Genomic DNA, 23,810 nt, shown 5'->3' with positions numbered 1-23,810 from the left:
ACCCGCCTCTCCATAAAGTGGGTGCGTCAATTCATACCCTGTATAGCTAGTCTGGGCACGGCCGGAATTCGGACAAAAATTTGTGGCCAGCTCTCAAAAAGTAATTTTGGATCCGGACGTGTCCAGATTTGCGCCCAGCTCAGACTATCTCATCAGGTGGGGAGGTTTTGCACAGATTGGCAAAGCTGCCCTCGATCAATCCATTTACTGTTGAGGTAAGTAAAATGAATAATAGCAAATTTATTCAGATTCAGATAAAGCATGATCCAGCGAACGCTGCCCAGTCGCTTGTCTTGGCGAACGGCGAAAGCGCCGTATTGTCGGACATCACACCAACCGGCCGCCAGATCCTGAACGCGGCGCAGTGCCATCCAACGGTCGATTTCGTACTGCTCCAGCTGCTGTCTGGCCACATCTTGGAGGAAATCGCGCCGGAGGAGGTAGCTAGGCTGGATCCCTCGGAAAGCAACTTCTACGCTTTCCGCACCGACCGGCTGTTCTATTTCGTACTCAATGACAACAAGTACCCGTGGGGCGCTACAGTTCCCGAAACCATTTTGCGCCTGCTGGCCAACGAACCGGCGCATACGCAGCTCTGGATGGAGCGCAGGGACGAAACGGACCGACTGATCGCACCGGGCCAGAGCGTCAACCTATCGGGCGAAGGTGTTGAACGCTTCTACACGAAGCTGCTGGCGTGGGAACTGGACGTGCAGGGTGTAGAGATCAGCTCGCCAGCGCCGACGATCACGGTTCGCCACGCGCTGGAACTTGCAAGCATTAACCCAGACCTGCCGTGGACGTTCATTCTGAAGGTGAAAGGACGGCCAAAAGAACAGGTCGATCTGAATACCGTCATCGATCTGACTATGCCCGGAATTGAGCGCCTGCGAGTCATGCCCAAAGTCATCAACAATGGCGAAGGTCCTTGCCCGCACCGTCAGTTCTCCTTGCTCGAAAAGGACGAGAAGTTTCTCGACGCGGCGCCATACCGCTGGGAGACGGCTATCGACGGTGAGCGTCGCTGGCTGCTGTTGCATGACTACCGGCTGCCAAGGGGCTACCAGCAGTCTCACATCGCCCTCGCGATCGAGATTCCTTTGCTTTACCCGTCGGCTGAACTCGATATGTTTTACTGTGCGCCGGCAGCCGTCCTGCAGACCGGCACGCAAATACCGCAGACAGAGGCGCAGCAACCCATCTTCGGTGAGACGTTCCAGCGTTGGTCGCGCCATCGGGAGAACAGGGTGTGGTCGTCAGCCGACGACTCCGTTATCACCCATCTGGGTCTGGTAGAAGAATCTCTGCTGCGTGAGGTGGCGGAATGATCCGGCACGCTAGCCTGGCCTTTTCAGCTCCGCAGCATGCTGCGGTTAAGGCACACCTGTTCCCCGGTGACGGCAAGGAGGCCGCAGCAATACTGCTTTGCTCCCGTGTTGTGGGCACGCGCATCAAGCTGCTGGTCCAGGAGTATCTCCTGGTCTCGCATGAGGACTGCGAGCGGCATCAAGATTTTCTGAGCTGGCCTGGCGACTACGTCGAGCAGGCGCTGGGGCTGGCTGACCAGGACGACTTGTCGATCATCCTGCTGCATTCGCACCCCGGCGGCCTCTTTGCGTTTTCCCAAGCGGACCGTGAATCTGACGCCCAGGTCATGCCGGCCATCTTTGCCGGGCGCGCTAAACGCCACAAGGATACAATCTGGCACGGCAGCGCCATCATGCTGGAAGACGGCGCCATGCGTGCCCAGCTGTACGACGAACATTATCGTGCGATGGCCGTCGACATGGTCGGTGTTTACGGTGACGATCTGCGCTTCTTCTGGGTTCCTGATCGGTTCGTGCCAACAACCACCAGCCGGCCGATGGCCTTTTCCGATGCGATGAGCGATGAACTGGGCCGGTTGTCGGTATGTGTCGTGGGCACCTCCGGTACCGGCAGCATCGTGGCCGAACAGGTGGCCCGACTGGGATTCGGCGAAGTCATACTGATCGACTACGACCGCATGGAGAAGAAGAACCTCAACCGCATTCTGAACTCGACACTGCATGACGCGCAAACACGCCGTCTGAAGGTCGATGTCATCTCCGAGGCCATTCAGTCCTGCCGCTCGCAAGTTTCAGTCAAAGCCATACCGACAGGGATTGGCTGCCGCGACGCGATTCTGGAAGCGGCGATGGCCGATGTGGTCTTCTGTTGCGTCGACAGCCATGAAGGCCGACAAATCTGCGACCTGATGGCGAGTGCCTTCCTGCAGCCGCTGTTCGACGTCGGCGTCACCATCCCGGTACGCCAGCGTGGTCCCGATTTGTTTTCTATCCTGGAGGTCGCGGGCAGGATTGACTATGTCTGGCCTGGAGGCAGTACGCTGGCAGATCGCGGGGTCTTCACGCCCAGTTCCGTGGCAGCCGAATATTTGGCACGGGCAGACGCAGCTGTTCATGCTGCGCGGGTCGGGGAAGGGTACATGCCAGGCTCTCATGAGGAAGCACCATCGGTGATATCGCTGAACATGCGGGCCGCAAGCGCGTGTGTGATGGAATTTATTGCGCGAGCTTTCCAGTTCCGTCATGACCCTAACGCCCTCCGCGCCAGAACGCTATTCAGCCTGGCGGCGTGCGAAGAGGAGTACGCCCCGGAGACAGACTTTGCCAAGGCGAAGAATTTAACTTTGGGCCGCGGAATTAAACGCCCGCTGCTCGGACTTCCTTCACTCGAAGGCTAGGAGATTGACGATGTGGACATGGCTCGCCAATTGGTTTGAGGCGGTACAGGAGTGGTTTTCTCCCCGACGCAAGGTGCTTATCCGTGAAGGAGACACCTTGCCATCTGCGATGCCGAAGCGGGATTTGATACTCCTCCAGGACGACGGAGAGAACTGGTCAGTGGGATTTCGCTGCCCTTGCGGTTGCGGTGATGTGATCGAATTGCTAATACTCCCTAACGTTAAGCCGCGCTGGGATATCAAAATCGATCATCGTGGACGCCCAACACTTTCTCCCTCGGTGTGGAGAGAAACCGGGTGCAGATCGCATTTTTGGGTCCGTGACGGGAAGGTAATATGGGTTAGCGATACTTAGGCGCAGCCAATACGGCGCGAGACAACCGCAACGCAGTGTCAGCAGACTTAGGCCATTTATGAAGAAAAAGGAACTTGTGTGCCACGTAGATTAGGAAGAGAGAATTGGGTTCAGGCAGCAATAACGGGAGCATTGGAAGTGTATTGCAGCACTGGCGGCCGCCCACAGTTCCGTCAGTTCCCTCCGTTCGCCAACCAGCAAGGCGATCGAATGCGTCAGTATTGCGGTGACCTGATCGGCATGCTCGATAACGCTCAGACTATTTTGCTGGAGATTAAGGAGCGTGAGTGCCAATACAATATTCTCAAAGAATTTGACGAGGTGCAATTTGACCACAACGTTAGGTTCGAAGATTTGGGTGTGCCAATCGCGTATGCCTACAATCAAGTCCCAAACTTGGAGTACAACAAATTACCACGTGCGTCTAATTGGCCCGAGATCACGCTCAGCCAAATCAAGCGAGCCACGCCACGGGAGCTGCCTGGCACGCATCCCTCGATCTTAGACCACGAGACGCTGCTGGATTGGCTTGAAAATGATAGCGCAGGGGATATCACAGATCTGATCGGCAGGATGCAAGGCGCCATTAGGTGCCCGGGAGACCTGCGCAACGGCGTCTTGGTCCTGCTATACGGTGTTTCTGATAACGCCCTTACGACCCTTACTCCGTCCCAATTGTTGGAGGTTGTGAATTGCGTCAGCAATAACAGCACCTTGAATCAGAGACACTTCCTTAAGCTGCAGCGCATTCTTGGCGCGGAGTCCGCCGTATTCAACGCGTTTAGTGCCTCCCGGCCAATTCCTACGGCTCTGGCACCAGACCCTGACGATGCGCCATCGAATGACTCTGACGGCCCGTCGCCATAAGGAATACGGCCTCGCCAATAATCTGTAGCTGTCAGTCGCAAGTGCCGACGTTGATGGAGGCAACGCAAAAGGAACACGCCGCTGTTTTTTGCAGGTTACGGTTGCAACAAGTGCCAAGCGCGAGAGGGGGATTCGGGTTGAGCTACGACGTAGCAAGTCGGCAAGTATTGTTCAATCTTCTCCTCTCTTGTAGAAAATCAAAGATGGAATCGGCGGTTCGACTTCTCATCTAAATGTGATTATGCAAATGACGATTCAAGGTCGAGACAATGGCTGTGACCGAAAAACCTCCAGGCAAAGGTCGGCTTGGAACCCGATTCCGCGGTAAGCTCGCGTCCGCCTATGGCCAGCGAGCGCACCATGAAAGCAACCTTTGGTATGTCTACAGCCCAAGAACTAATTCCGACTGGGTATTGCGAGGCGATCTGGAATGGGATCATTTCGTCTTGTCCGAATCTGACGTACGAATCAAGAATATTGATTTTTCTCCCGCACCAGTAGCAGGTGTATTTGACGATGGTACTCACTATCAAACTATCTTAGATGCAGTCGTAACCTATCATGATGGCGCAATCGAATGGCGCGAGGTCAAGCCACTTGATGCGTCCCGGTCACGAACGGAGCGTCAGCACCGTGCGCAGCTTGAGGCGACTCGCGTTGCTAAGGTCGCGTACACGCGCTGGACCGAAGTGGAGTTGCATGCTAATCCGTTGAAGTTGGCCAACTGGCGCCGGGCGATCGCATGGATGGCCGCCGCGCGCGACTATCCATTGGCACTACAACGTACAGATCTAGCGGGGTATTTGCACATCCATGAAACAGTGACCTTGGGTGATCTTGCACTCTACGTTGGCGATGCCGCCTTCCCGCTGTTTATGGCAGCTGCACTGCGCAGCGTTCAGTCTGGCGACTGCCTCTCCGATCTCGATACCAATCCGCTTTCGAATAGAACTGTCTTGACGAGAGCGGGAGGGGCATGATGAACACGAAATCGCACTGGACATTCCGAACATTGCCTCCGGAACTATCTGATACCTCGACCTGGCGCGAAGTCGACGCGTCGGCTCTTGAACCCACTAGGTGCGAGCGCTTTCTTCAATTAAAGGCGGCACTCGAAGCATACTTGGCAACGGGACGGCTACATGAGGCGGCCGCCAGTGCAGGCATTTCAAAGGCGTCCTTAATCCATCACCTGAATCGATGTGTCAGGCGAATGCCCGACGGCGAACTCATGGGGTGGCACGCACTCATCAAGGGAAAGCGAAGCGTTGGCTATACAAGACATGCCGATCTGCCCGAAGGAAGAGATGGAAACAGCAAGGGGTTTGCTGGTGCGTTTGATGCGTTCCTTGGCGATCACCCGGAGATTCGAGCTAGGCTAGAGGCGATGATTCTCAAGCGTAGGGGAGAAGTGCATGAAGCAAGGATTTCAGCCAAGTCACTGCATAAGGTATTCATTACACTTTGCGAGTCTGCCGGCATTTCCAGCAGCAACTATCCGTTCAATTCAAAGTCACTTGGACGTCGCTCATTGGAGCGATTCATGCACAAAGTAGCAAGCCAGAATTTGGTTGAGAGTACTGCGTCGCGTTATGGAAAAGATGCAATTAAGCGCCTGGCTACTGGCACTGGATACAGCAAGCATATCTACTCTATGGCGCCATACGATCTTGTGGGACTTGATGCTCACAAGCTCCATTGTTTTGGCACCGTGCAAGTGAATGGCCCTGCCGGTTCGAAGAGGGTCGCCATCGAGCGACTTTGGATCGTGCCAGTGTTGGAAGGGGATTGCGCAGCAATTCTCGGCTACAGCGTTGGTATCCGAACTGAATGCAATGCGGCCGTCATTGAGAATGCACTGATTTCGGCCATGTCCAAATGGAGTGCGAGAAAACCGAGCATTCCTGGGATGGAGTATCTGCCTGGGGCGGGGCTGCCGTCCGGAGTGTTTCCAGAACTCGCCGGGCGCGGATGGGCAACCCTGATGGTTGATAATGCGGCACCACACTATGCCAAGGCGGTGGCAGAACGTGCCCGTCGGCGTATCGGATGCTTCCTGAATTTCGGGCCAGTTGGCCACTGGGAACACCGGGGGGCATTGGAACGACTGATGGCAACCTTAGAAGCATACGGTTTTAGCCGCCTGCCATCATCGACAGGCTCATCCCCCGCAGATCCGAAACGTGACGACCCTGTAAGAAAGGCAATCGATCTGGGAATCGACTGGGAGCACCTTCTCGACTTGATCGATATTACGCTTGCGAATTACAACGTTACACCGCATGCGGCCCTCGGAAATCGCAGTCCGCTTAGCGTATTGCGGGATAAATACCATGAAGCCGCATCTCAATTTCTACCACGCTCACTACCACCGCCTAGTGCAGCCCAACCCGAACTTGGGATCGCAATTGAAACGCGGTTTGTAAGAGGCAATAAAGCAGCGGGGCGCCGGCCTTATATCGAGGTCGACCGGGTGCGCTATACCAGTCCCGTGTTGGCCAATGCAATGAGCATGATTGGCAAGCAGATCCGGCTTCATATTCGTGAAAGCGACTTGAGTACGATCGACGTCTACCTTGTGACCGGCGAATCCCTGGGCACGCTACGCGCCCAAGGCGTGTGGGGACGTTGCAAGCATTCACGCGAGCTGCGCAAGCAGTTTAATGCATTGGACGATGCCGGTGAACTCCTCAATTTACCTGGCTCCGATCCCGTTCAAAAAATGCTGGCGTACTACGCGGGAGCCGCTCTCAAACAAACGGAAAAGAATCGACTCAAAGTATCCCGTGCTGGGACAAAACTTGCCCATACCGCCCACAGCACAGGGAAATCGCTAGAGGAAGTCAAAGCGATGGAGCCGGCGAGGGCAATCGATATGGTCAGCGCCCCAGAAAAACTCCCTGCACCGTTGATCCAACGCCCCCGCTGGAAAGCCATTAACTCTTAGGCTTAAAAATGAATCTTAAGGCCCAAGAATGGAGACTCCGACGCAAATGGCAAAAACGCAGGGAAGTACGAATAGGTCAGAGGCAAAGCCCGTGCTGAGCCGAGTTTTTGATGAGCATCCAGTCATTCGCGATAGAGCGCGTCTACCGACGCCGCCAGTCAAGGCCGTGTTCGATGTAATCGAACGAACCATCTACCAGCGTGACCCCGGTTCCTCTTTCATTGCCCATCCAAGATTTGGAAAGACTTTTGCAATTCAGGTGCTCACCAAACAGGTTTGCGCCACATTCCCCCAAGTTCCTGTGATCATCATCAGTGCCAAAGGACACGCTCGCTTCTCTGAAGTCGCCTTCTATACCGAAATCTTGGAAAACTGTAAGCATTCCTTTTCTGGCGTGGGGAAGGTCTCTGCACGACGTTCTCGCTTGATTAATTATCTTTGGACGCTGAGCCAGGCCCGTAATAGCGACAGAATCGTCCTGTTTATCGATGAAGCACAAAACTGGGCAGAAGCAGAATTTTCTTGCCTGCGCGATCTATCAAATGACCTTGCGCTCAACGACGTCCGCGTGATTGCACTGCTTTTCGGACAAACAGAGCTTGCGTCGATCCGCACCGTGCTTTTGCAATCGAAGCGGACCGATCTAATCGGACGTTTCATGATGCAGCAGTTCGAATTTAAAGGCCTGACCTCGCTTTCTGACCTTGTTGAAACGATGGAGTGTTATGACGATGTCGAGATGTCGGAATATCCGGAAGGAAGCGGTATTTGTTATTCCGAATATTTTTTGCCGGCCGCTTTTCAAGGCGGCTGGCGGCTTTCCAAGGAAGCAGGGCGCTTATGGGCGCAATTCGAGCACGCCGCGCGTGAACACGGAGGGCTAAAACAAGTAGGCATGCACTGGGTCGCGGCTTGTATTCGCAGCTTCTTTGTTACCCATATCGGTGTCGACCATACTGGATTGACAGGCACTGATGCGGATTGGCGCCAGGCTGTCGCGGCGTCCTGTTTTGCCTTATCCCTGGGAGTGACCTATGACGCGGACCTACAGCTGCCCGTAAATGCATCGATCTTTCGTGAGGCGCGCCCAAATGATTACAGGTCAACCTAACGATGCCGCTTGGCGTGACGAATGGCGCAATCCGTTTGAAAGCCCTTTGTCCTTGCTATGGAAGTTTGCATGGGCAAACTGCCTCACCGCAGGCGAAATTTGCAAAGCGTTATTCGGCCGCAACCTGACTTCAAGCCTTGGAATGGCGGTGCATGGCAGAACGTTGCTGACGCCGACTTGGATTCGCCACGAGTATCCGTACAGCGGACCAGTCGCTACTGCAGTGGCCAATGGAGGCCTGGAGGAGTATACGAGGTACTGGGCTACTGCATTGGCTTCGGATGCTGCGATTCGCTATTGCCCCAAATGCATGCAGCGCGGATATCAAACTATTTTTGCGCAGCTCGATGGTTTGCAGCAATGCCTGATCCATGCGGAACCTCTGCTTGCTCACTGTACAAACTGTACTGCAGCGACACCGCGTTTTGCATTGGTGCCAGAAACGATGGATGCGCCTTGGCGTTGTCCTTCCTGCTTGCATCCATTTGGTGGCGTGTTTCAGCCAAGCGAATGGGTTACGACGCCTTCCGAAAAGGCGTGCATTTACGACGCATTTGAACCTATCGACCACTGGCTACGAAATCTTGAGCACGCATCGCTTGAATGGTCGGGGCAGAGGGAATGGCACGGTAGATGGCTGGCTGAACCATTGGGACACATGAAACGCATTATGACGTTTTCAGTATTACGTACCCTTGAACCTATTGACCTGCCAGATTCGTTCCTCGCAAAGCCAGACCGCTCGATGGCCATCACCGTTGGTAGTTCCGTACCAGACATATTGCTCGAAAGTCGACTGATCGAAACGCCTCCAGATAATCGGGGGCTAATAAGCATTTATAAATCAATACGGCGTTACCTTCGGAGGCGACTTGGACCATGTGCGCGTATTGACGATGGAATGACTAATGAAGATATCTTTTGGAAAGATCAAATTCTGAACCTGTCACGTAAGTTGTGCCCGCGAAAACAAGCGATGCTGTTATGGCGTCTTCGGTTTGAAGATATCGACCAATTTCAGCAGTCGCCACGTCGCCAAGCTCCAAGACTTCATTTACGCGAATCAGCCTTGAATTGGCCTTGGCAGGCCACGGCAAACCAGACGGCCTGGGCTGGTTTTGCCTTGACCAGCGCTCACGCGAGCTTTGAAGTGGTGGCGAATTGGTGGGAGAGGGCGAAGCAGCTTCAAGATGAAGATATTTATGGGCGCGATAGAGCCCATGCTCTCACCCTTTACCTGGAGTTTGCGCCCTTTCTGAGCCCTATTAAGACGCCGGTACTGCCTCAAATAACGATGTTGCTCAACGTAGGAGTACATCAAAAGGGGGAGGCCATGGTCGTCGTTGGCCCTGGGCCGCGATTTGATGACCTGGAGCCTTGTCCGCACTGCGAGCTCCATGTCAACCACCATTGCCGTACAGCGGTCTACTCATAATTTAGCCCATCAAAATTCGATGCCTATGTCAGACCATCCTTCCGTAAGGATAGAGAAAACATTCTCCGTAGCTCCGATTGATTGGCTGGAATTGCCCGCTGAGCTGGATGGCAGTCGCAGTCATGTGGCTCTGCGTTCCAGTCAATGCGTACTTGGCGCCGTCAATGATCTTGAGGCAATCGATGCATGGCTTGCATTTACGGCAAAGGATGAAAACACCTTTCGACTCTATCGACACCAAGTGGAGAAATGTCTATTGTGGGCGACAATCACTCGCGGCAAGGCATTGTCTTCCATAGACGAAGAAGATGCCGGTGCATTCGAAGCTTTTCTTTTAGATCCGCAGCCTTATCGCCAATGGATTAGCAATGCGACGGTCCGCCGAGACAGTCCTGATTGGCGCCCCTTTCGTGGATTACCTTCACCTGCCAGGGCATGCCAGATCGTTGAAATTGTGTCGTTGCTTTTCGATTGGTTAGTTAGCCATAGATATGTTCCCTGGAATCCTTGGTACGGAACAGCTCGTTCTAGACGTACTATTCGCCAGCGTGAAATGGCGCTTATGGCCGCGGATCAGTTTCAGAAATGCGTTTTGACGCTGCCTGAGTGGAAATACATCAATCGCTCACTGGTTAGCGTCAGCAATGATGAGCAGGGCGCCCGTGTAACTTTAGCAATTTACCTGGCTTACTATGCCGATCTGAAACCAGGTGAGATTTTGAAGCTACAGCGTGAGTCGTTTCGAATCGGGCCGTCCATTTACGGCGAATCACCAATCTGCAGGCTCCACATAGCCAATCGCAAACCTATCCGCGCCTCCGTCGTTGTGCTCCCTCCAGTCCTCGCAGCACTTGAACGCTATCTCGTTCATAGTGAAAAAAATAAATGTCTTGCCTTTGAAGAAGGTGGTCAACCTCTTTTCCGCTATATATACAAGCGCGTTCCAAAGGGATTTTTAAGCCTTAGCGAGTTGAATAGAATCTCAAAGGCGCAGCTGAGGCAGGCCGCTGAGATCGCGAGACATGAAAAGAATTTCATTTCCGCACAACGACTAGGTCAAGCCACGTTGGGTTGGGTTACTCACAGCTTCGAACTTCACTGTAGAGCGGCCAATATCGGCGGCGATCTTCCTTGGTATTTGTTGGGGGCGCGAAAGACTATCGCGGGTACGACTTTGGAATATTGTCGTGATCGTCGCCTGATGTCCGATGAAGAAATCGTACATGGTATTGCCGATCTTGTGCCGATGTGGAGCTGACTTTGGGCATTGCTTAAAGCCTTGTAGCTAGACTTTTTAGATGGCGGTAGCTTGCGTCAGGGTAAAGCGCGACAAAATTCTATAACTAAGCATGTCTCAGGTTTTTATGCGACGCAAATCTATAACTTTTCGGACTAGTATTACTTTAGAGGCGAAAGTTATAGGTTTGTGTCGATGAGAGTTATACATTTCTGTCGGAGGACTGTTAGAGTGCTTTTTTGACATGGGCGGCGTAAATCTGCGCAAGTAATTTTACATAATATAAATTATGCGAAATTTCCATATGGAAATACCGCGCTTTTCGTCGCTTAACTTCGCATATTCGCATGCTATTTTCACGGATTACATATGCATGCGGGTTTGTCAATGTCTAAGCTGAAAATAAAAAGTAAAAATAAATTTTGTTTTGCATCGGAATTTGAGGCGGCAAGGCTCATGGGGGGATTTTCGGTGGAATCGACAGCAAAGATATGCTGCCGTGACTCCAGAACGATCAGGGATTGGCTGTCAGGCGCGAAGCCTTGCCCCGCGTGGGCATTGCGCCTGATCGTACTGGAATCGCGCTACATGGACGCCCTGTACCGCCTACAGACGCCACGCGCCTATGAATCTATGCACCTAGCGCGAGGCATGGCAGCGAACCAGCAAGTCAACAAGGCCGCTATAAGGCTGATCAGCTAAGACCACCACTGCGGTCACGCTCCAAGCGCTCATACGCCCGTTTTCCAGCTTCCTGGAGCGTGATCGACCTATCAAGGCGCTTTTCATACAAGATCAACCGATTCGCCGCCGCACGATCCCCAAAACAAGCCAGCGTCAGGCGCGACAGATAACCGCGATATGTGTCCACCTTCGGAAAACGCTTGCTCGACGGCCTACGGCCTGCAAGCCAGCGCCAAAGCCAATACACGCCGAGCGCACACCAGACCAGAATTATCAGCTTATTAAATGTGTTCATTCGGCAATTATGCCAGATCAGCACTTGACGACAGCCGCGACGCCCAGGCGCAACCACCGACACCCAATCAGTAAATACAAGCCGCTTCGCGGCGCAGTGCTTCGCCTGTAGTTAGTCGCCCTGCGGGCGATTAAGGATTTTCGTGCGCAACGTGCGGAACGTGCAGCCATTTTTCCTGAGTACCTCGCTATTCCACTACACGATAACCCGCGCGTAATTTCAAGCAAGGGGTATCCATAATTTTTTGTAAATGCCGCTGTCGCGGCGCTGTGCTTCGCCAGTAATCAGGGGGCTACGCCCTAGAAAAAAATTACAAACCCTCCCCTTGCTTGAAATTCCTGATGCGCGGGTTTTCGTTACGTGGGCGAGGAACTCAGGAAAAACGGCGGCAGCGAATGTTGCCAGACGCACGAAAATCCTAAACCTTACGAGGGGCGGGAATCTTGGAAGCCGGTCAGCAGAAAAAGGAGCCAAACCATGAAACAGCTTGAACTGCAAATGACGCATTTCCCGTATCAGCCCTACATGGCTTTTATGCGCGTGAAGCGCCGCGCCCTGGCGAAAGCCAACACCGCCGCGAAGTGGACCCAGCTTGAATTGAAATTGATTTTGCGCCGTTTGGTGAAGGCTGGCGAATGGTTCGCCGTGGCAGCTTTTGGAAGGGAATTTATTTTGCCGACAGTGAAAGCAACAGCAAAGAAAGCAGCGCGATTCATTCGCGCCGCCCTGGGATTCAAGTAGATTTTGCAGGCATGTTAGCACCCGGATTCACGCCGACTTTGGGCGCGTCGCAGGTGGCATAGAAAGAAACATCATCGAATTTCAATTCAACAATGCAATCGTTCAGGCGTTTCAAGACATAACCGGATTCCGTGATTTCGTCCTGGTTCAACGTGTACTGAGGCTGACCATTTTGCGATACCTGGAAAAGATACATGTCTTTTTTAGCACCGTGAATATAACCGGCGACATGGACGCCATAGCCCGCCAATGGATGCCCCTTCGGCCTATCCAGATCTTGAGGAACAGCAGGGGCCGAAGCAGTAACCTGCGGGCCAGTGGCCGGCGTGCTCATCCTTGCGCCCGCCGCCCCTGGCGCCGGTGCGGCTACCGCCGCAACAGGAGGCGTTCTGACTTTCATCGGATTACCAGCGTAATACATCCCTACCGCGCCGAGCGCCAACAACACCGCCGCACCCTTGAATGTCCAATGCTTCCAGATCGGCACAATGTCCTTTGCGCCAAGCTCACTACCAGCACTTGAACTTTGCGTATGCGAACGGTAAAACTTGAAATAAGCAGAATCATATTCACGGACGGATTCATTCATTTCCGCACCGTTCACGCCGTCTAGAACCTTGCGAATATAGCGATTCGAAAAGCCAAGATGCGTAGCCTTGCGCACCCGATAGCAAACCTGGACAAGTTCCTTGATTGCCTTATCGATTTTGCCGTGGCTTTGCGTCATCAAGAGAACGTCAGAGAACGAATGACGATGCTCAGCGAACCATTCTTCCACCGTGACCGGAGTCCCAACACTCGGCAATGCCTTGTGACATTCGTCTATGACATACAACGGCCCTGCCCCGGTTTCAGGATGCCGCCACGGATCGGAAAACTGAATGATGCCGGTTTGGTCATCCATGACAGGCAAACCGTAATCCTCGACGTTGGAAAACGCATTGGCATTGAATTTTGGGTCACGATGCGCAAAACCGAATTTCTTGAACATCGATTCAGCTTTTTGCCAGTCAACGACAGGCGCAGGCTTGCGCGTCTTGGTGCGAATGTCGAGCAAGCGCCGCTGCTCCGGCGGGAACGAATCCAGAATCAGCGGTAAATTCGTGATCACTTTCCGGCCCTCAGCAAGCGCCGGAATCACATGATAGGCAACAGCTTCATACGATTTGCCGCCACCTGGAGCACCGAGAAGAAGATTAATCATTCGAACTCACAGACCTCATAATTGCTGCCGTCCGTGTTATCTCCATTCTCAATCATATAATCGAAAGCTTCGTCATAAGATTCAAACGAGCCCGCGGAATCCCAAAGCTCACCATCAATAAAAATCACATAACCAAGTGCCATAGAACCCCCTTTAAAGTTAAGAACCAAGCCGCGTGAACGGAATAATTTGCAACGTCAATTTAATGAGAATGGCCGCCAAGATGATCGCCAACGCCTCACCGACACGAATCAGGCCGATCATATTCACCAGGTCGGACGGCAAGCCAGTAACGTACTGCGCTGGATTGAACAAAGAAAATGAATCCGGTCCCGGCAATGAATCAAGCACCGTTTGCACCAGCGTCAGGAGACCTTCAAATATCCAGCAAAATACATCCGTGACCAGATGCCAAAGCGACGAAAAAACGGCTTTAAACAGGTTGCCGAACCACGTCGCCAACGCAGAAAATTTTGCAAGTAACGCCGTAAAAAAAGCACCCATGCCCTGCCCCTTAGAAAATGATTTTCCGCGCCGTAAAGGCAGCAGTGGTCAAGATAATTAAACCGATCGCCTGAAAAATCCAGCAAGGCACGTTGAACCCGATCGAACCAAAATTCGCACCTGGGAGAATGTTAAAACCCATCGACCACGACGGGCAGGAGCCAGCTCCGAAGGTCGGAAACATTTGCGTCACGCCCTGCCAAAACTGAGTACCCGAGATATTAGGTTTTTTCGCGTTCCAAACCCCCGCAATTCCTTCCGGATATTTTTGCGTATAAAGTTCGGGAACGGCTGGCATTTGGCTATCCGTAAAAGAATTGTCCTCAGGGTCATCCTGTTCAGGTGCTTCATTGTTTTCCGTCGTAGTGTTCGTGGTCGTAATGTTGGTAACGCTATTTGTAATATTCGTTGTAGTGATCGTTTGACTAGGAAAGGTAGTTTTTGAATCACCAACAGTCGTGCCGGAAGTGGTCGGCGTGATCGTGGTTTTTTGTTTGGTTTGAACCGTATCGGTGGAGCCATCCGGCTTTTGAATCGTTTCCGTTTTTACCGTTTTTTCCGGCGTCGTGACTGGCGGCGCAGTAACCGTCACAGGCGTATCAGACTTGATCGGATTCAAAGCAGGATCACGTTGCAAGCCAGCCGCATCGGAGGCAGCTTGATCCGCTTTCATGGCATCAACAAGACGCTTATTCTCTTGAAAATCCGCGTCCATGCGCTGCTGTAATGTCTGCTCGATATCAGCAGGCGTAGCTACGATTGGAGCAGCAATATCCGGTTCACGAGGCCACGACGCAACCGGCGAACTAGGCGTCGAATTGTAGACACCATTTTTATGCATATTCACCCAGCACATGCCGCCCGAGTATTCAGCACCACTAGCAACAGAACCGGGAGCAGGATTAGCGTTATAAGCAGCTTGACCAGCAACACAAGCCGCCTGCGGAGTTTTAGCGGGCGCGCCCCGAATACCAGCAACAACTGTGTCATACCAAAAGCAATTGGAAGTGCATAAATCCGGATCAGGGCGACAGATGAACGCATAGGCGTATTGCGAACCGGCAGGACATGGACCATATCCAACCCCGGCATCCTTCAATGCTTTCGCAACCGCCGCAGCAGTAGCAGCACAAGAAATCGCGCCAATAACGGTAGTACAAGCAAGCGCAGCACCAGCAATACGCGCTTTAGAAATATTGGCCGCAGTCGAGACAGGAACGGGCACCTTCGCGCCGCTTGGCAACCTGACTTGCGCATTGCCAGATTGCTTATCCAAAGCCCCTTGAAGATCAGCAATCGTTTGCGCGGTTTTATCCGTAACGCTGCCAACAAGATTTCCGGATTTATCAATCTGTAAAACAGTGGCAGAGGCAAACGGCATAACCAGAAGCACCAGAACGAACGCCAAGCGATTTTTGAACATTACCGCCCCCTACCCATAGCGAAGATGAAAACGAGCGCACTGACAGCGCCTATCATGGCAATTAACGCCCAGAACAGAGCCACCAATGCGCCGGTCACGATTACGCCTTCTTGACGCCGCGTTTGCCCAGGTCGATGCCCTTGAAGGCCATCGTGATACCGATCACGATAACGCCAGTAGCAGCGACGAAGGCGGCGACGGTAGATAGATCGACAGCGGCGAAAATCGCAGCCAAGCCAGTAGGAGCTTCCTGCGCCAGTGCCATAGTGGATGCAGTCGCCAGACCAGCGAGCAACATCAGTTTTTGAACATGATTTTTCATTGTTTGAACTCCCAGAGTTGAAAAAGAAAAGCGCGGATTACCCGCCGCGCCGGATTGCGGAAAAAAGCTGCTTAGGCTTTTTTAACGCCACGCTTGCCAAGGTCGATACCCTTGAAAGCCATCGTGATACCAATCACGATGACACCAGTGGCAGCGACGAAAGTGGCGACGGTGGACAGGTCAACAGCGGCGAAGATAGATGCCATGATTGGCTCCTTTACGAAAGAACCGGTATGCGACCGGCAACGCTAACGGGAAAACCCCGAATCCTTTACAGCTTGCGAATCAGATCAATTGCAGCGCCGAGGCCGTAACCAGTAGCCCAAGCGGACAGCACCGCGCCGAACCCCCACGAATAGACCAGTAGAACGCTGGCGGCATCAATGCCCAACAGGGCCATATCCTGCTCAGTCATCGGCAACCCCCTGCCCTTGCTACCATGCCTTGCCCGCCATGGGCGGGCATTGGCATCAACGAATTTTTTTGGGCGGTCAGCTTTTTTTGAATTTCATTTTCAGCCCATTCGACTTGACGAAAAACGTAATGCACGCCGAGTTCCTCCTGGCCCATGAAAAGCATCGCCATGTATTCTTCAAGCTGTTCAATGGTCATCATGGAAATCTCAAGCCGCGAGAGGTTTTGCAGAGAGCCATTCAAACGGCCCGCCAACGTCAAGCGGCCTGCCGTGATCGTAGAGCCGCACGATGGAAATCTTGAGCTTGGTAACGAGGCAGACGCCCCATTCGCTAGGCCATACCTTGCCGGTTGCCCGCTCAAGCCATCCACCGCCCACAGCGCGTTCCCACTTATCCGAGATAGAGGCGCGGGCCTTAATAAACGCAGGCAAATTAAACCAGCGGCGAGAGTTACAAGCAGTTTGATCGAGGCCACCCACACCATAGGTTCTTGCTCCCTTCGGGAATCCGTTTTTTGAATCGAATTTAGAGGCGTACTTCATGACGTAGCGCACTGGAGCAGCGGCGCGTTCAGTCTTCGTCGAGCCATGCTTCCACCAGCCCTGCTTGTCAGCCTTAGGCATCGTTATGCCCTTCGGCATGAAGAACAGCGCGTGATAATGAATCACGCCGCGCTTTTGCATTTCCGCGACCCAGATGTAGCGCAAGGGCTGGCCGGTGCGGCGCTTCATCCACATACGGACACAACTGATGTACCCGGCCATGTGCGTGTCTTCCCATGTGTCGCGCTCATACGTGAGCGTGACCATGACGACGTTGAAATGCTTCTTTCCCGTTATCGACACGGAGTGCAGCTTCGCTGCTACTCCGACATTGCGGAACAGCCGCGCATGCCGCAGGCCTGCATGTTCCATTTCCTTCGGCTTGAACGGATTTTCTTGCGCTACGATTGCATCCGAAAGCGCGGCAATTTGAGAATGGTTTTCCAGCTTCGTGCCTTGCAGGCACTTTGCATAAAAACGATTTTCAAATTCTTCAATCAACTGGTTTGTAGACTTCATGACTTGACCAATTCTTTTACGTTGTTTGAGTTGTCGATAACTGGGACAAGCCCAACTGCAAAAACAAACGGCGCGACCTCCGAGGAAGTAGCGCCGTTGAAAATTACTCGACCGCGTAAAGAGTGTTGCGGGCAGTCTGCTGGACTTCACCAGACGACTTATCAGTCCACGAATCTTTGAAGCCTGCGACAGTCACCAGAACATTAATGTCCTCGCCTTTGCCGCCGATGCGTTTCTTGGAAGTGATCGCGACAGCAGACGGGCTCGAATACTGATCCGCTGCGGGTTGAATAACGCGGGTTTCGTAGCGTTCGCCGCCCTGGGTGGAGTAGCTGCGGATTGCGTCGATACGGCCTGAAATCAGGGCTTTGTTTTTGTTGTCTGCTGGTGCACTCATGGCTAGTCCTTAAGGAAAGTTGGTTTTCAGATAGCTTCCGTTTGGAAGTTGCTGAAATGTAGCTTTCGTTCGGAAGCCTTGTCAAATGAGAGCTATGCTGTAAAGTTCGAAAAAAGGAGGATTTATGAACCAAACACAGCTGATTGATGCAGCAAAGCAACAGGGGGGCTTGACAAGCGACTACAAACTCGCTCAAGCCCTAGGCGTAAGCACCGGAAGGGTTTCAAGCCTTAGAAATGGAGATAAAGCAGCGGATGAAGCAGAAATTGCGATGCTGGCCGACATGGCCGGAATCGACTTGCATATCGCCCTGGCGGCAGTCCACAAAAACAGAGAAAAAAACCCGGCGAAGCGGGCTTATTGGGAGAAAATTTCCATGCAATTCGCCAGCGTTGCACTGGCTGTAACCCTTGTATTTACTGGCTTTGCGGGCGATGCACGCGCCGGGAATGGCGATTTGAAATCTTATAAATTATGCGAAATTTCAGCCCGATCGGGTGAGCTCTTGGGCGCTCCGTTATGCGGGTAATTCTGAAAGAATCCAACTACCGCACTTCCGCGGCAAAGGCTGCCTGAAACCGTGGATCCAGTACATAGCCGACATTGAACCGGCACCAGGCCTTTGACGACTGCCCATCCACCGAAAAGATTCCGCCAGGCGCCAATGATATATTACGCTTCAACATGGCGCCTGCCAGATCCGTGGCATTCTCGATCTTGGCAAACCTCGCCCAGATAAAAAGGCTTTGCGGCGACTCGCAAAAGATTTCAGCGCCGTATGAGGCCAGAAACGCGGCAGCTGCGGCATTGGCATGCCTGACCCGCTCCTGCAGGCGCGCCGCATGCCGCAGGAACTGCCCATCGGCCAGAACCGCATCCACCAGCCGCTCGCAGTATTCCGAGGTGCTGACATGCATGAGCATTTTGACATCCGCGAGATCGCTGGCCAGGTCGGGACTGCATGCAAGAAATCCCACCCGCAGCGCCGGCGACAGCGACTTCGAGAACGTCCCGACATAGATGGTGCGGGATAACTGGCCCAGCGCCGAGATGCGTGTCGTGCTGGCCATGTGAAAATCCGCCAGCGGGTCGCTTTCCACGATCACCAGCTTGTATTTTTCAGCGAGCTGGAGAATTCGGTGCGCCTTGGTCGGCGAAATGTCTGATCCCGTGGGGTTATGACCGACCGATTGCGTGAAAAACAGCCGCGCCTTCGTGGTCTTGAGTCTTTCCTCCAGGGCGGCAACGTCGGGGCCATCCTTATCGCGCGGCACGCCCACGACATGGGCGCCATGCAGCTTCAGTTTGCCGAACAGCGGATAGTAACCGGGGTCGTCGACCAGCACCGTGTCGCCGGCCTTGAGGAAGTAATAAATGATGGTGTTGAGCGCCATGTTGGCGCCATGGGTCAGCACGATCTGCCCCGGGCTGGCGTCAATGTTCAGATGCGCCAGCTTTTGCGCCACATGCTGGCGCAATGGCAGATAGCCATGGCGGCTGCCATAGCGATACATGTAGTTGCGCCCTGTCCGGTCAAGGCTTTGGTGATAGCGCGACAGCTTGCTCTCGATAAGCCACTCCATTGGCGGAAACCCGTCACCCGCCGGCAAATGGGTGGACATTGGCCGTACCTGTTCCCGCATCAGCCAGACGATATCCATGGCGCGCTCAAGCGAGTTCGCCTCTTCCTCGGCGCCACTGGCCTGGGAGCTCTCGACGGCATAGTAGCCCGAGCCTCTTTTCGGTTTGATCAGGCCTTTCGATGCGAGGATGTCAAAAGCGCTGACGACAGTGTTGACGGAATGGCCATGCATGGCGGCGTATTGCCGGATCGAGGGCAGCCGCTCACCGGGACGAATCGCGCCATCGACAATTTGCCGCTCGATGGAATCGCTGATGCTGGCGACAAGTGTTTTACCTTTTGTTTTCACTTTCCGTTTGTCCGCCAATATCCACGTTTCAAGTATACAGGATCGGCTCCCCCGGATAGCTTCGTGTGCACGCGAAAAAAGGGGGCGGCCAGTGAGTCGCCCCCTCCCCTCATTTCTGCAGCGTTACTGCTGAATATCTTGCCTTACTTCCAGAGCGCACATTTGCTCTCGGATTTGGACAGGAAAGCCTGGTCGCCGGGAATCGTTTGCAACAGTTTGTAGTAATCCCAGGGATACTTCGATTCGCCCGGCTTTTTCACCTGCATCAGGTACATGTCATGCACCATGCGGCCGTCCGGACGCACGGTGCCATCCTTGACGAACATGTCGTTCAGTTTCGACTTGCGGATCTGGGCGAGTACCTTGTCGGCATCATCGGTGCCTACTTCCTTGACGGCCTTGAGGTATTGCAAGGCAGAAGAATAGTCGCCGGCTTGCAGGCTTGACGGCATCTTTTTCATGCGCGCAAAGTACGCTTTCGCCCATTTGCGGCTCTGTTCATCCTTGTCCCAGTACCAGCTGTCGGTCAGGTACATGTCCTGGGCCTGGTTCAGGCCGATTGAGTGGATATCGTTGATGAACATCAGCAGACCGGCCAGCTTCATGGTCTTGACGACGCCAAATTCATTGGCGGCCTTGATCGAATTGATCGTGTCGCCGCCGGCGTTGGCCAAGCCCAGGATCTGCGCCTTGGAGGATTGCGCCTGCAACAGGAACGAGGAAAAGTCCGAGGCGGAGATCGGGTGTTTTACCGAACCGACCACGGTGCCGCCCGATGCCTTGACGATGTCAGAAGTGTCTTTCTCCAGCGAAGCGCCAAAGGCATAATCGGCTGTCAGGAAAAACCACGACTTGCCGCCCTGCTTGACCACCGCGCCGCCGGTGCCGCGCGCCAGCGCAATGGTGTCGTACGCATAGTGGACCGTGTATGGCGAACATTCCTCATTGGTCAGGCGCGAGCTGCCCGCGCCGACCGCAAAGAATGGCTTCTTCTTTTCGGTGGCGACCTTGGCCATTGCCAGACTGGTGGCGGAGTTGGTGCCGCCGATCAAAACGTCCACGCCCTGCTGGTCGAACCATTCCCGCGCCTTGCTGGCGGCAACGTCGGCCTTGTTGAGGTGGTCTGCATACACCACCTCGATTTTCTTGCCATTGATGCTGCCGCCCATTTCCTGGATCGCCATGCGGATCGCCTCGACGCCGCCGGGGCCGTCGATATCGGCATAGGTGCCGGAGATATCGGTGACAAAGCCGATTTTCACGACGTCGCCGGACACCTGGGCGCTGGCGGTATTGAAGGCCAGTCCGGCAAGCGCGACGCCGACGAGGCCTGCGATTCTTGATTTGGTCATTTTCATTTTGTCTCCTATGAATGGATGAGGTACTGCAATTACTGAATTGAATGCTTATTGTTTTTTTATTGGGCGATGGCGCCAGCGCCGGATTCTTCCTGCTGCTTCAATGCGCGGCGCATGATCTTGCCGGTCGGCGTGGTCGGCAAGGCATCGACGAAAGCGATATCCCTGGGGTATTCGTGCGCGGCAAGGCGGTCCCGCACGAAGCCCTGTATTTCCTTGAAGAGGCTTTGCGACGGCGAGAATCCGTCACGCAGCACAATGAATGCCTTGACGATTTCGGTCCTGACCTCGTCCTTCACGCCGATGACAGCGGCCAGCTTCACCGCCGGATGGCGCATGAGGCATTCCTCGATCGGCGCCGGGCCGATGCGATAGCCGGCGCTGGTAATGACATCGTCATTGCGGCCGAGGTAGGTGATGTAGCCATCCGCATCCATCGTGCCGAGATCGCCTGTCACCAGGAAGTCGCCGGCGAACTTTTCCTTGGTGGCTTCCGGGTTTTGCCAATAGCCGAGGAACATGACGGGGTCCGGGCGGCGCACCGCAATATTGCCGGTTGCACCCGCAGGCAGGACGTTGCCCTGCTCGTCGACGATCTGCACGTCATGTCCCGGGACTGCACGGCCCATGCTGCCGGGCTTTGGCGGATACAGCGTTGCGGAAGACGACACGACCAGATTGCATTCGGTCTGGCCGTAGAACTCGTTAATGGTGACGCCGAAAACCTGCTGCCCCCAGGCGATCAGGTCGCTCCCCAGGGATTCGCCGCCACTGGCGACGGAGCGCAAGTGATAGTGCCATCTTTCATTCGGCTTTTCCACGATACGCAGCATCTTCAGGGCGGTCGGCGGAAAAAATACATTGCGCACCTGGTGGCGCTCCAGCAGATCGAAAACTGCCTCCGGCTCGAATTTTTCCAGCCTTTTTGCCAGCACCGGAATGCCATGGTAGAGCGACGGCATCAATACATCGAACAATCCGCCGATCCAGGCCCAGTCGGCGGGCGTCCAGAACAGGTCTCCGGCCTGGGGAAAACCATCGTGCGAAACTTCCACGCCCGGCAGGTGACCGAGCAGGATGCGATGGCTGTGCAAGGCGCCTTTTGCCTTGCCGGTTGTGCCCGAAGTATAGATGATGATTGCAGGGTCGTCGGCCAGCGTGTCAACCGTCGTGAATTCTGGAAATTCTTGCCGCAAGCTGCCCCAGAAACCTTGCGCACTGTCCGGCACGGCTACTCCGGGATCTTCCACATACAGGATTTGCTGTAGTGCAGCCAGTTCATCCCGGACAGCCGAGACCTTGCCCATGCCGGCCGCATCGGTGATCAAGAGCTTTGCGGCGCTATTGTTAAGCCGGTAGCTGATGGCATCGGGACCGAACAGGTAAAACAGCGGCACTGTGACCGCCCCGATCTTGTAGGCTGCAACATGGGAAATCAGGGTTTCGACGCCTTGCGAAAGGAAGATGCCGATGCGGTCGCCGCGTCGCAGGCCTGCCTTGGTCAGCGTGTTTGCCAGCTGGTTTGATAGCGTCTTGATCTGGTCGAAGGAATACGTCGTGACCTTTCCGGTCTTGTCTTCATATACCAGGGCAGGCCTGCCCGTGCCGTCTGCCCATTTGTCGCACACTTCCCGGGCGATATTGAAATGCTCCTGGATACGCCACTTGTAGTCGACCTTGCCTTGAAGGCTGTAGTGTTCCGGTCCGATCATTGTTTTGTCTCCATCATGCGGTTGCATCAATTCTCCTTGACGCGACCACAATAGCACTTGGTGTACCCATTAAAAAAGGTACACTTTTTCCAGACAGTTGTCCGGGTTCAGCTATGGAATTGACCCAGAACAGAGTAATTTCGGAATCAAGGCCGGTTTGCGGCTCTGACTTCACTTAGAGACTATCCCAATAGGCCCGTTGCTCGCCACGCAATGACACCGCACGCGATATGCAAAAAGGCCAGATAATTTTCCGACTTCTTTTCCCAGCGGATGAGCAATCCGCGAAACCGGTTCATCCAACTATGCGTACGTTCCACGACCCAGCGACGGGCACACGTGGCAGCGACCTCCGTCGTTCCCGAAGCCTGGACACACTTTTGAACCCAATCGAGGGAATCATTATTCTCGAAACTGCGTGGGCCATATGCAGCCTTAATGTTTACGTTAACGTAAATTAATGTTATCGTTAATCATCAGGTGCTGCACACCGATTCCGGCGTGCAGTTAAACGGGAAAGCGGTGCGTGTCTGTAATACGTGACACCATGCCGCTGCTGCCCCCGCAACGGTAAGCAAGTGTGGTCGCGTCTTTCATGCCACTGGTCAATGGACTGGGAAGGCGACGCGGCAAGTCTTGCAAGCCCGGATACCGGCCTGATGATCTATCAGGAATGGTTGCGGGAGGCAGCGTTCGATAAAAGGTTTCGTGCTTGCCTGCGCGGCGAGTCGGCCTTATTCGATTTTTCTTTTCCTGTCATTCCTTGGGTCTCGGCCGTGCACGGAGGGTGTACTGCCGGGGCGCGCAATGTCCCCTCTTGCAGCGCTCAGTCCGCGGGTCCGGTGCATCAGCACAAGGAAGGCTGCTGCCCGGCTCCCTTTACATCAAACGGCTGTATCGATTGCAGCACAGCCCTGATTCAAGGAAACTGACCATGACCAATCCGGCACAAGCCCATGCGGCCGCCTCGCCCTTTGCCCCTACCGTCAAACTGCCGATCAAGACCGTGACGCAGCGCTGGTTCGACGACAGCACTTCGTCCGTCGGCGTCAATACGACTATCGCTCTCAAGTGATGCGGAGAAC

General features: G+C 54.1%; 28 protein-coding genes and 1 riboswitch. Of the genes, 13 read left to right on the top strand and 15 right to left on the bottom strand.

The window, feature by feature from the left end:
• The first annotated feature begins 224 nt into the window (after window positions 1–224).
• The 10 genes from D3878_RS04705 (at window position 225) to D3878_RS04660 (ending at window position 11,379) form a co-directional block, all read left to right on the top strand.
• The gene (locus D3878_RS04705) at window positions 225–1,328 is read left to right on the top strand and encodes a multiubiquitin domain-containing protein (RefSeq protein ID WP_119784425.1); all 1,104 of its coding nucleotides are present in this window, start codon (window positions 225–227) and stop codon (window positions 1,326–1,328) included.
• Window positions 1,325–2,725: a ThiF family adenylyltransferase gene (locus D3878_RS04700; protein WP_119784424.1), complete on the top strand. Its 1,401-nt coding sequence runs from the start codon at window positions 1,325–1,327 to the stop codon at window positions 2,723–2,725. Before D3878_RS04705 ends, D3878_RS04700 begins: the two co-directional genes overlap by 4 nt.
• Window positions 2,726–2,735: 10 nt before the next feature.
• On the top strand, window positions 2,736–3,080 hold the full coding sequence (locus D3878_RS24235; protein WP_119784423.1) for a ubiquitination-like system serine protease family protein: 345 nt from the start codon (window positions 2,736–2,738) through the stop codon (window positions 3,078–3,080).
• 210 nt (window positions 3,081–3,290) lie between these two features.
• Complete coding sequence (locus D3878_RS04690) at window positions 3,291–3,947, top strand: hypothetical protein (RefSeq protein WP_119784422.1); 657 nt, start codon at window positions 3,291–3,293, stop codon at window positions 3,945–3,947.
• A 269-nt stretch (window positions 3,948–4,216) separates the two neighbouring features.
• On the top strand, window positions 4,217–4,927 hold the full coding sequence (locus D3878_RS04685) for a hypothetical protein (RefSeq protein ID WP_119784421.1): 711 nt from the start codon (window positions 4,217–4,219) through the stop codon (window positions 4,925–4,927).
• Entirely contained in the window at window positions 4,924–6,894 is a 1,971-nt protein-coding gene (locus D3878_RS04680) for a hypothetical protein (RefSeq protein WP_147383882.1), read from the top strand. The genes D3878_RS04685 and D3878_RS04680 overlap by 4 nt, the downstream gene beginning before the upstream one ends.
• 46 nt (window positions 6,895–6,940) lie before the next feature.
• Window positions 6,941–8,005, top strand: a complete 1,065-nt coding sequence (locus tag D3878_RS04675) for an ATP-binding protein (RefSeq protein WP_158592132.1) — start codon at window positions 6,941–6,943, stop codon at window positions 8,003–8,005.
• Window positions 7,986–9,440: a hypothetical protein gene (locus D3878_RS23400; protein ID WP_147383840.1), complete on the top strand. Its 1,455-nt coding sequence runs from the start codon at window positions 7,986–7,988 to the stop codon at window positions 9,438–9,440. The genes D3878_RS04675 and D3878_RS23400 overlap by 20 nt, the downstream gene beginning before the upstream one ends.
• Window positions 9,403–10,698: a hypothetical protein gene (locus D3878_RS23395; protein ID WP_147383841.1), complete on the top strand. Its 1,296-nt coding sequence runs from the start codon at window positions 9,403–9,405 to the stop codon at window positions 10,696–10,698. Before D3878_RS23400 ends, D3878_RS23395 begins: the two co-directional genes overlap by 38 nt.
• A 366-nt stretch (window positions 10,699–11,064) precedes the next feature.
• On the top strand, window positions 11,065–11,379 hold the full coding sequence (locus tag D3878_RS04660; RefSeq protein ID WP_119784419.1) for a hypothetical protein: 315 nt from the start codon (window positions 11,065–11,067) through the stop codon (window positions 11,377–11,379).
• Here the strand turns inward: D3878_RS04660 and D3878_RS04655 are convergent.
• A complete protein-coding gene (locus D3878_RS04655) occupies window positions 11,372–11,656 on the bottom strand; it encodes a hypothetical protein (RefSeq protein ID WP_119784418.1) in 285 nt (94 codons plus the stop codon). The two genes, D3878_RS04660 and D3878_RS04655, sit on opposite strands and share 8 nt — an antisense overlap.
• A gap of 477 nt (window positions 11,657–12,133) precedes the next feature.
• On the opposite strand from D3878_RS04655, the gene D3878_RS04650 reads away from it, so the two are divergent.
• Window positions 12,134–12,397 (top strand): hypothetical protein, encoded by a 264-nt coding sequence (locus tag D3878_RS04650; protein WP_119784417.1) that lies wholly within the window; start codon window positions 12,134–12,136, stop codon window positions 12,395–12,397.
• On the opposite strand, the gene D3878_RS04645 is transcribed toward D3878_RS04650, so the two are convergent.
• The 10 genes from D3878_RS04645 to D3878_RS04610 all read right to left on the bottom strand — a co-directional run bounded on the left by D3878_RS04645 (window position 12,390) and on the right by D3878_RS04610 (window position 17,724).
• Window positions 12,390–13,601: a zonular occludens toxin domain-containing protein gene (locus tag D3878_RS04645; RefSeq protein WP_119784416.1), complete on the bottom strand. Its 1,212-nt coding sequence runs from the start codon at window positions 13,599–13,601 to the stop codon at window positions 12,390–12,392. The two genes, D3878_RS04650 and D3878_RS04645, sit on opposite strands and share 8 nt — an antisense overlap.
• Window positions 13,598–13,744, bottom strand: a complete 147-nt coding sequence (locus D3878_RS23700; protein WP_158592179.1) for a hypothetical protein — start codon at window positions 13,742–13,744, stop codon at window positions 13,598–13,600. The genes D3878_RS04645 and D3878_RS23700 overlap by 4 nt, the downstream gene beginning before the upstream one ends.
• A 16-nt stretch (window positions 13,745–13,760) precedes the next feature.
• The gene (locus D3878_RS04640) at window positions 13,761–14,105 is read right to left on the bottom strand and encodes a DUF2523 family protein (RefSeq protein ID WP_119784415.1); all 345 of its coding nucleotides are present in this window, start codon (window positions 14,103–14,105) and stop codon (window positions 13,761–13,763) included.
• A gap of 10 nt (window positions 14,106–14,115) precedes the next feature.
• Window positions 14,116–15,528, bottom strand: coding sequence for a hypothetical protein (locus D3878_RS23390; protein WP_147383881.1), 1,413 nt, complete (start codon window positions 15,526–15,528; stop codon window positions 14,116–14,118).
• A gap of 100 nt (window positions 15,529–15,628) precedes the next feature.
• Window positions 15,629–15,850 (bottom strand): phage coat protein, encoded by a 222-nt coding sequence (locus D3878_RS04625; protein ID WP_119784412.1) that lies wholly within the window; start codon window positions 15,848–15,850, stop codon window positions 15,629–15,631.
• 71 nt (window positions 15,851–15,921) lie between these two features.
• Window positions 15,922–16,056, bottom strand: coding sequence for a hypothetical protein (locus D3878_RS24575; protein ID WP_274381898.1), 135 nt, complete (start codon window positions 16,054–16,056; stop codon window positions 15,922–15,924).
• 65 nt (window positions 16,057–16,121) lie between these two features.
• Window positions 16,122–16,265 carry a hypothetical protein gene (locus tag D3878_RS23695; RefSeq protein WP_158592178.1) on the bottom strand — a complete coding sequence of 48 codons (144 nt, stop codon included), beginning with the start codon at window positions 16,263–16,265 and terminating at the stop codon, window positions 16,122–16,124.
• Window positions 16,262–16,465, bottom strand: coding sequence for a hypothetical protein (locus tag D3878_RS04620; RefSeq protein WP_119784411.1), 204 nt, complete (start codon window positions 16,463–16,465; stop codon window positions 16,262–16,264). Before D3878_RS04620 ends, D3878_RS23695 begins: the two co-directional genes overlap by 4 nt.
• A gap of 7 nt (window positions 16,466–16,472) precedes the next feature.
• Complete coding sequence (locus D3878_RS04615; RefSeq protein WP_119784410.1) at window positions 16,473–17,327, bottom strand: rolling circle replication-associated protein; 855 nt, start codon at window positions 17,325–17,327, stop codon at window positions 16,473–16,475.
• A gap of 103 nt (window positions 17,328–17,430) precedes the next feature.
• The gene (locus tag D3878_RS04610; protein WP_119784409.1) at window positions 17,431–17,724 is read right to left on the bottom strand and encodes a hypothetical protein; all 294 of its coding nucleotides are present in this window, start codon (window positions 17,722–17,724) and stop codon (window positions 17,431–17,433) included.
• A gap of 124 nt (window positions 17,725–17,848) precedes the next feature.
• Between D3878_RS04610 and D3878_RS04605 the strand changes: the two genes are divergently transcribed.
• Window positions 17,849–18,253, top strand: coding sequence for a DUF3693 domain-containing protein (locus tag D3878_RS04605; RefSeq protein WP_119784408.1), 405 nt, complete (start codon window positions 17,849–17,851; stop codon window positions 18,251–18,253).
• A gap of 16 nt (window positions 18,254–18,269) precedes the next feature.
• Here the strand turns inward: D3878_RS04605 and D3878_RS04600 are convergent, their stop codons facing one another.
• The 4 genes from D3878_RS04600 to D3878_RS24570 form a co-directional block, all read right to left on the bottom strand.
• On the bottom strand, window positions 18,270–19,655 hold the full coding sequence (locus D3878_RS04600) for an aminotransferase-like domain-containing protein (RefSeq protein WP_119787701.1): 1,386 nt from the start codon (window positions 19,653–19,655) through the stop codon (window positions 18,270–18,272).
• A gap of 143 nt (window positions 19,656–19,798) precedes the next feature.
• Complete coding sequence (locus tag D3878_RS04595; protein ID WP_233556455.1) at window positions 19,799–21,007, bottom strand: ABC transporter substrate-binding protein; 1,209 nt, start codon at window positions 21,005–21,007, stop codon at window positions 19,799–19,801.
• 65 nt (window positions 21,008–21,072) lie between these two features.
• Window positions 21,073–22,725, bottom strand: a complete 1,653-nt coding sequence (locus D3878_RS04590; RefSeq protein ID WP_199688245.1) for an acyl-CoA synthetase — start codon at window positions 22,723–22,725, stop codon at window positions 21,073–21,075.
• Window positions 22,726–22,907: 182 nt separating this feature from the next.
• On the bottom strand, window positions 22,908–23,165 hold the full coding sequence (locus tag D3878_RS24570; RefSeq protein WP_274381936.1) for a transposase: 258 nt from the start codon (window positions 23,163–23,165) through the stop codon (window positions 22,908–22,910).
• A gap of 21 nt (window positions 23,166–23,186) precedes the next feature.
• A riboswitch (cobalamin riboswitch) is annotated at window positions 23,187–23,399 on the top strand.
• A 260-nt stretch (window positions 23,400–23,659) separates the two neighbouring features.
• Here D3878_RS24570 and D3878_RS23690 point away from each other — a divergent pair.
• A complete protein-coding gene (locus D3878_RS23690) occupies window positions 23,660–23,800 on the top strand; it encodes a hypothetical protein (protein WP_158592177.1) in 141 nt (46 codons plus the stop codon).
• Window positions 23,801–23,810 lie beyond the last annotated feature (10 nt).

Source organism: Noviherbaspirillum sedimenti (assembly GCF_003590835.1).
In the GTDB taxonomy this organism is placed as follows: Bacteria; Pseudomonadota; Gammaproteobacteria; order Burkholderiales; family Burkholderiaceae_D; genus Paucimonas; species Paucimonas sedimenti.
This window is presented reverse-complemented; position numbering and strand designations above follow the sequence as displayed.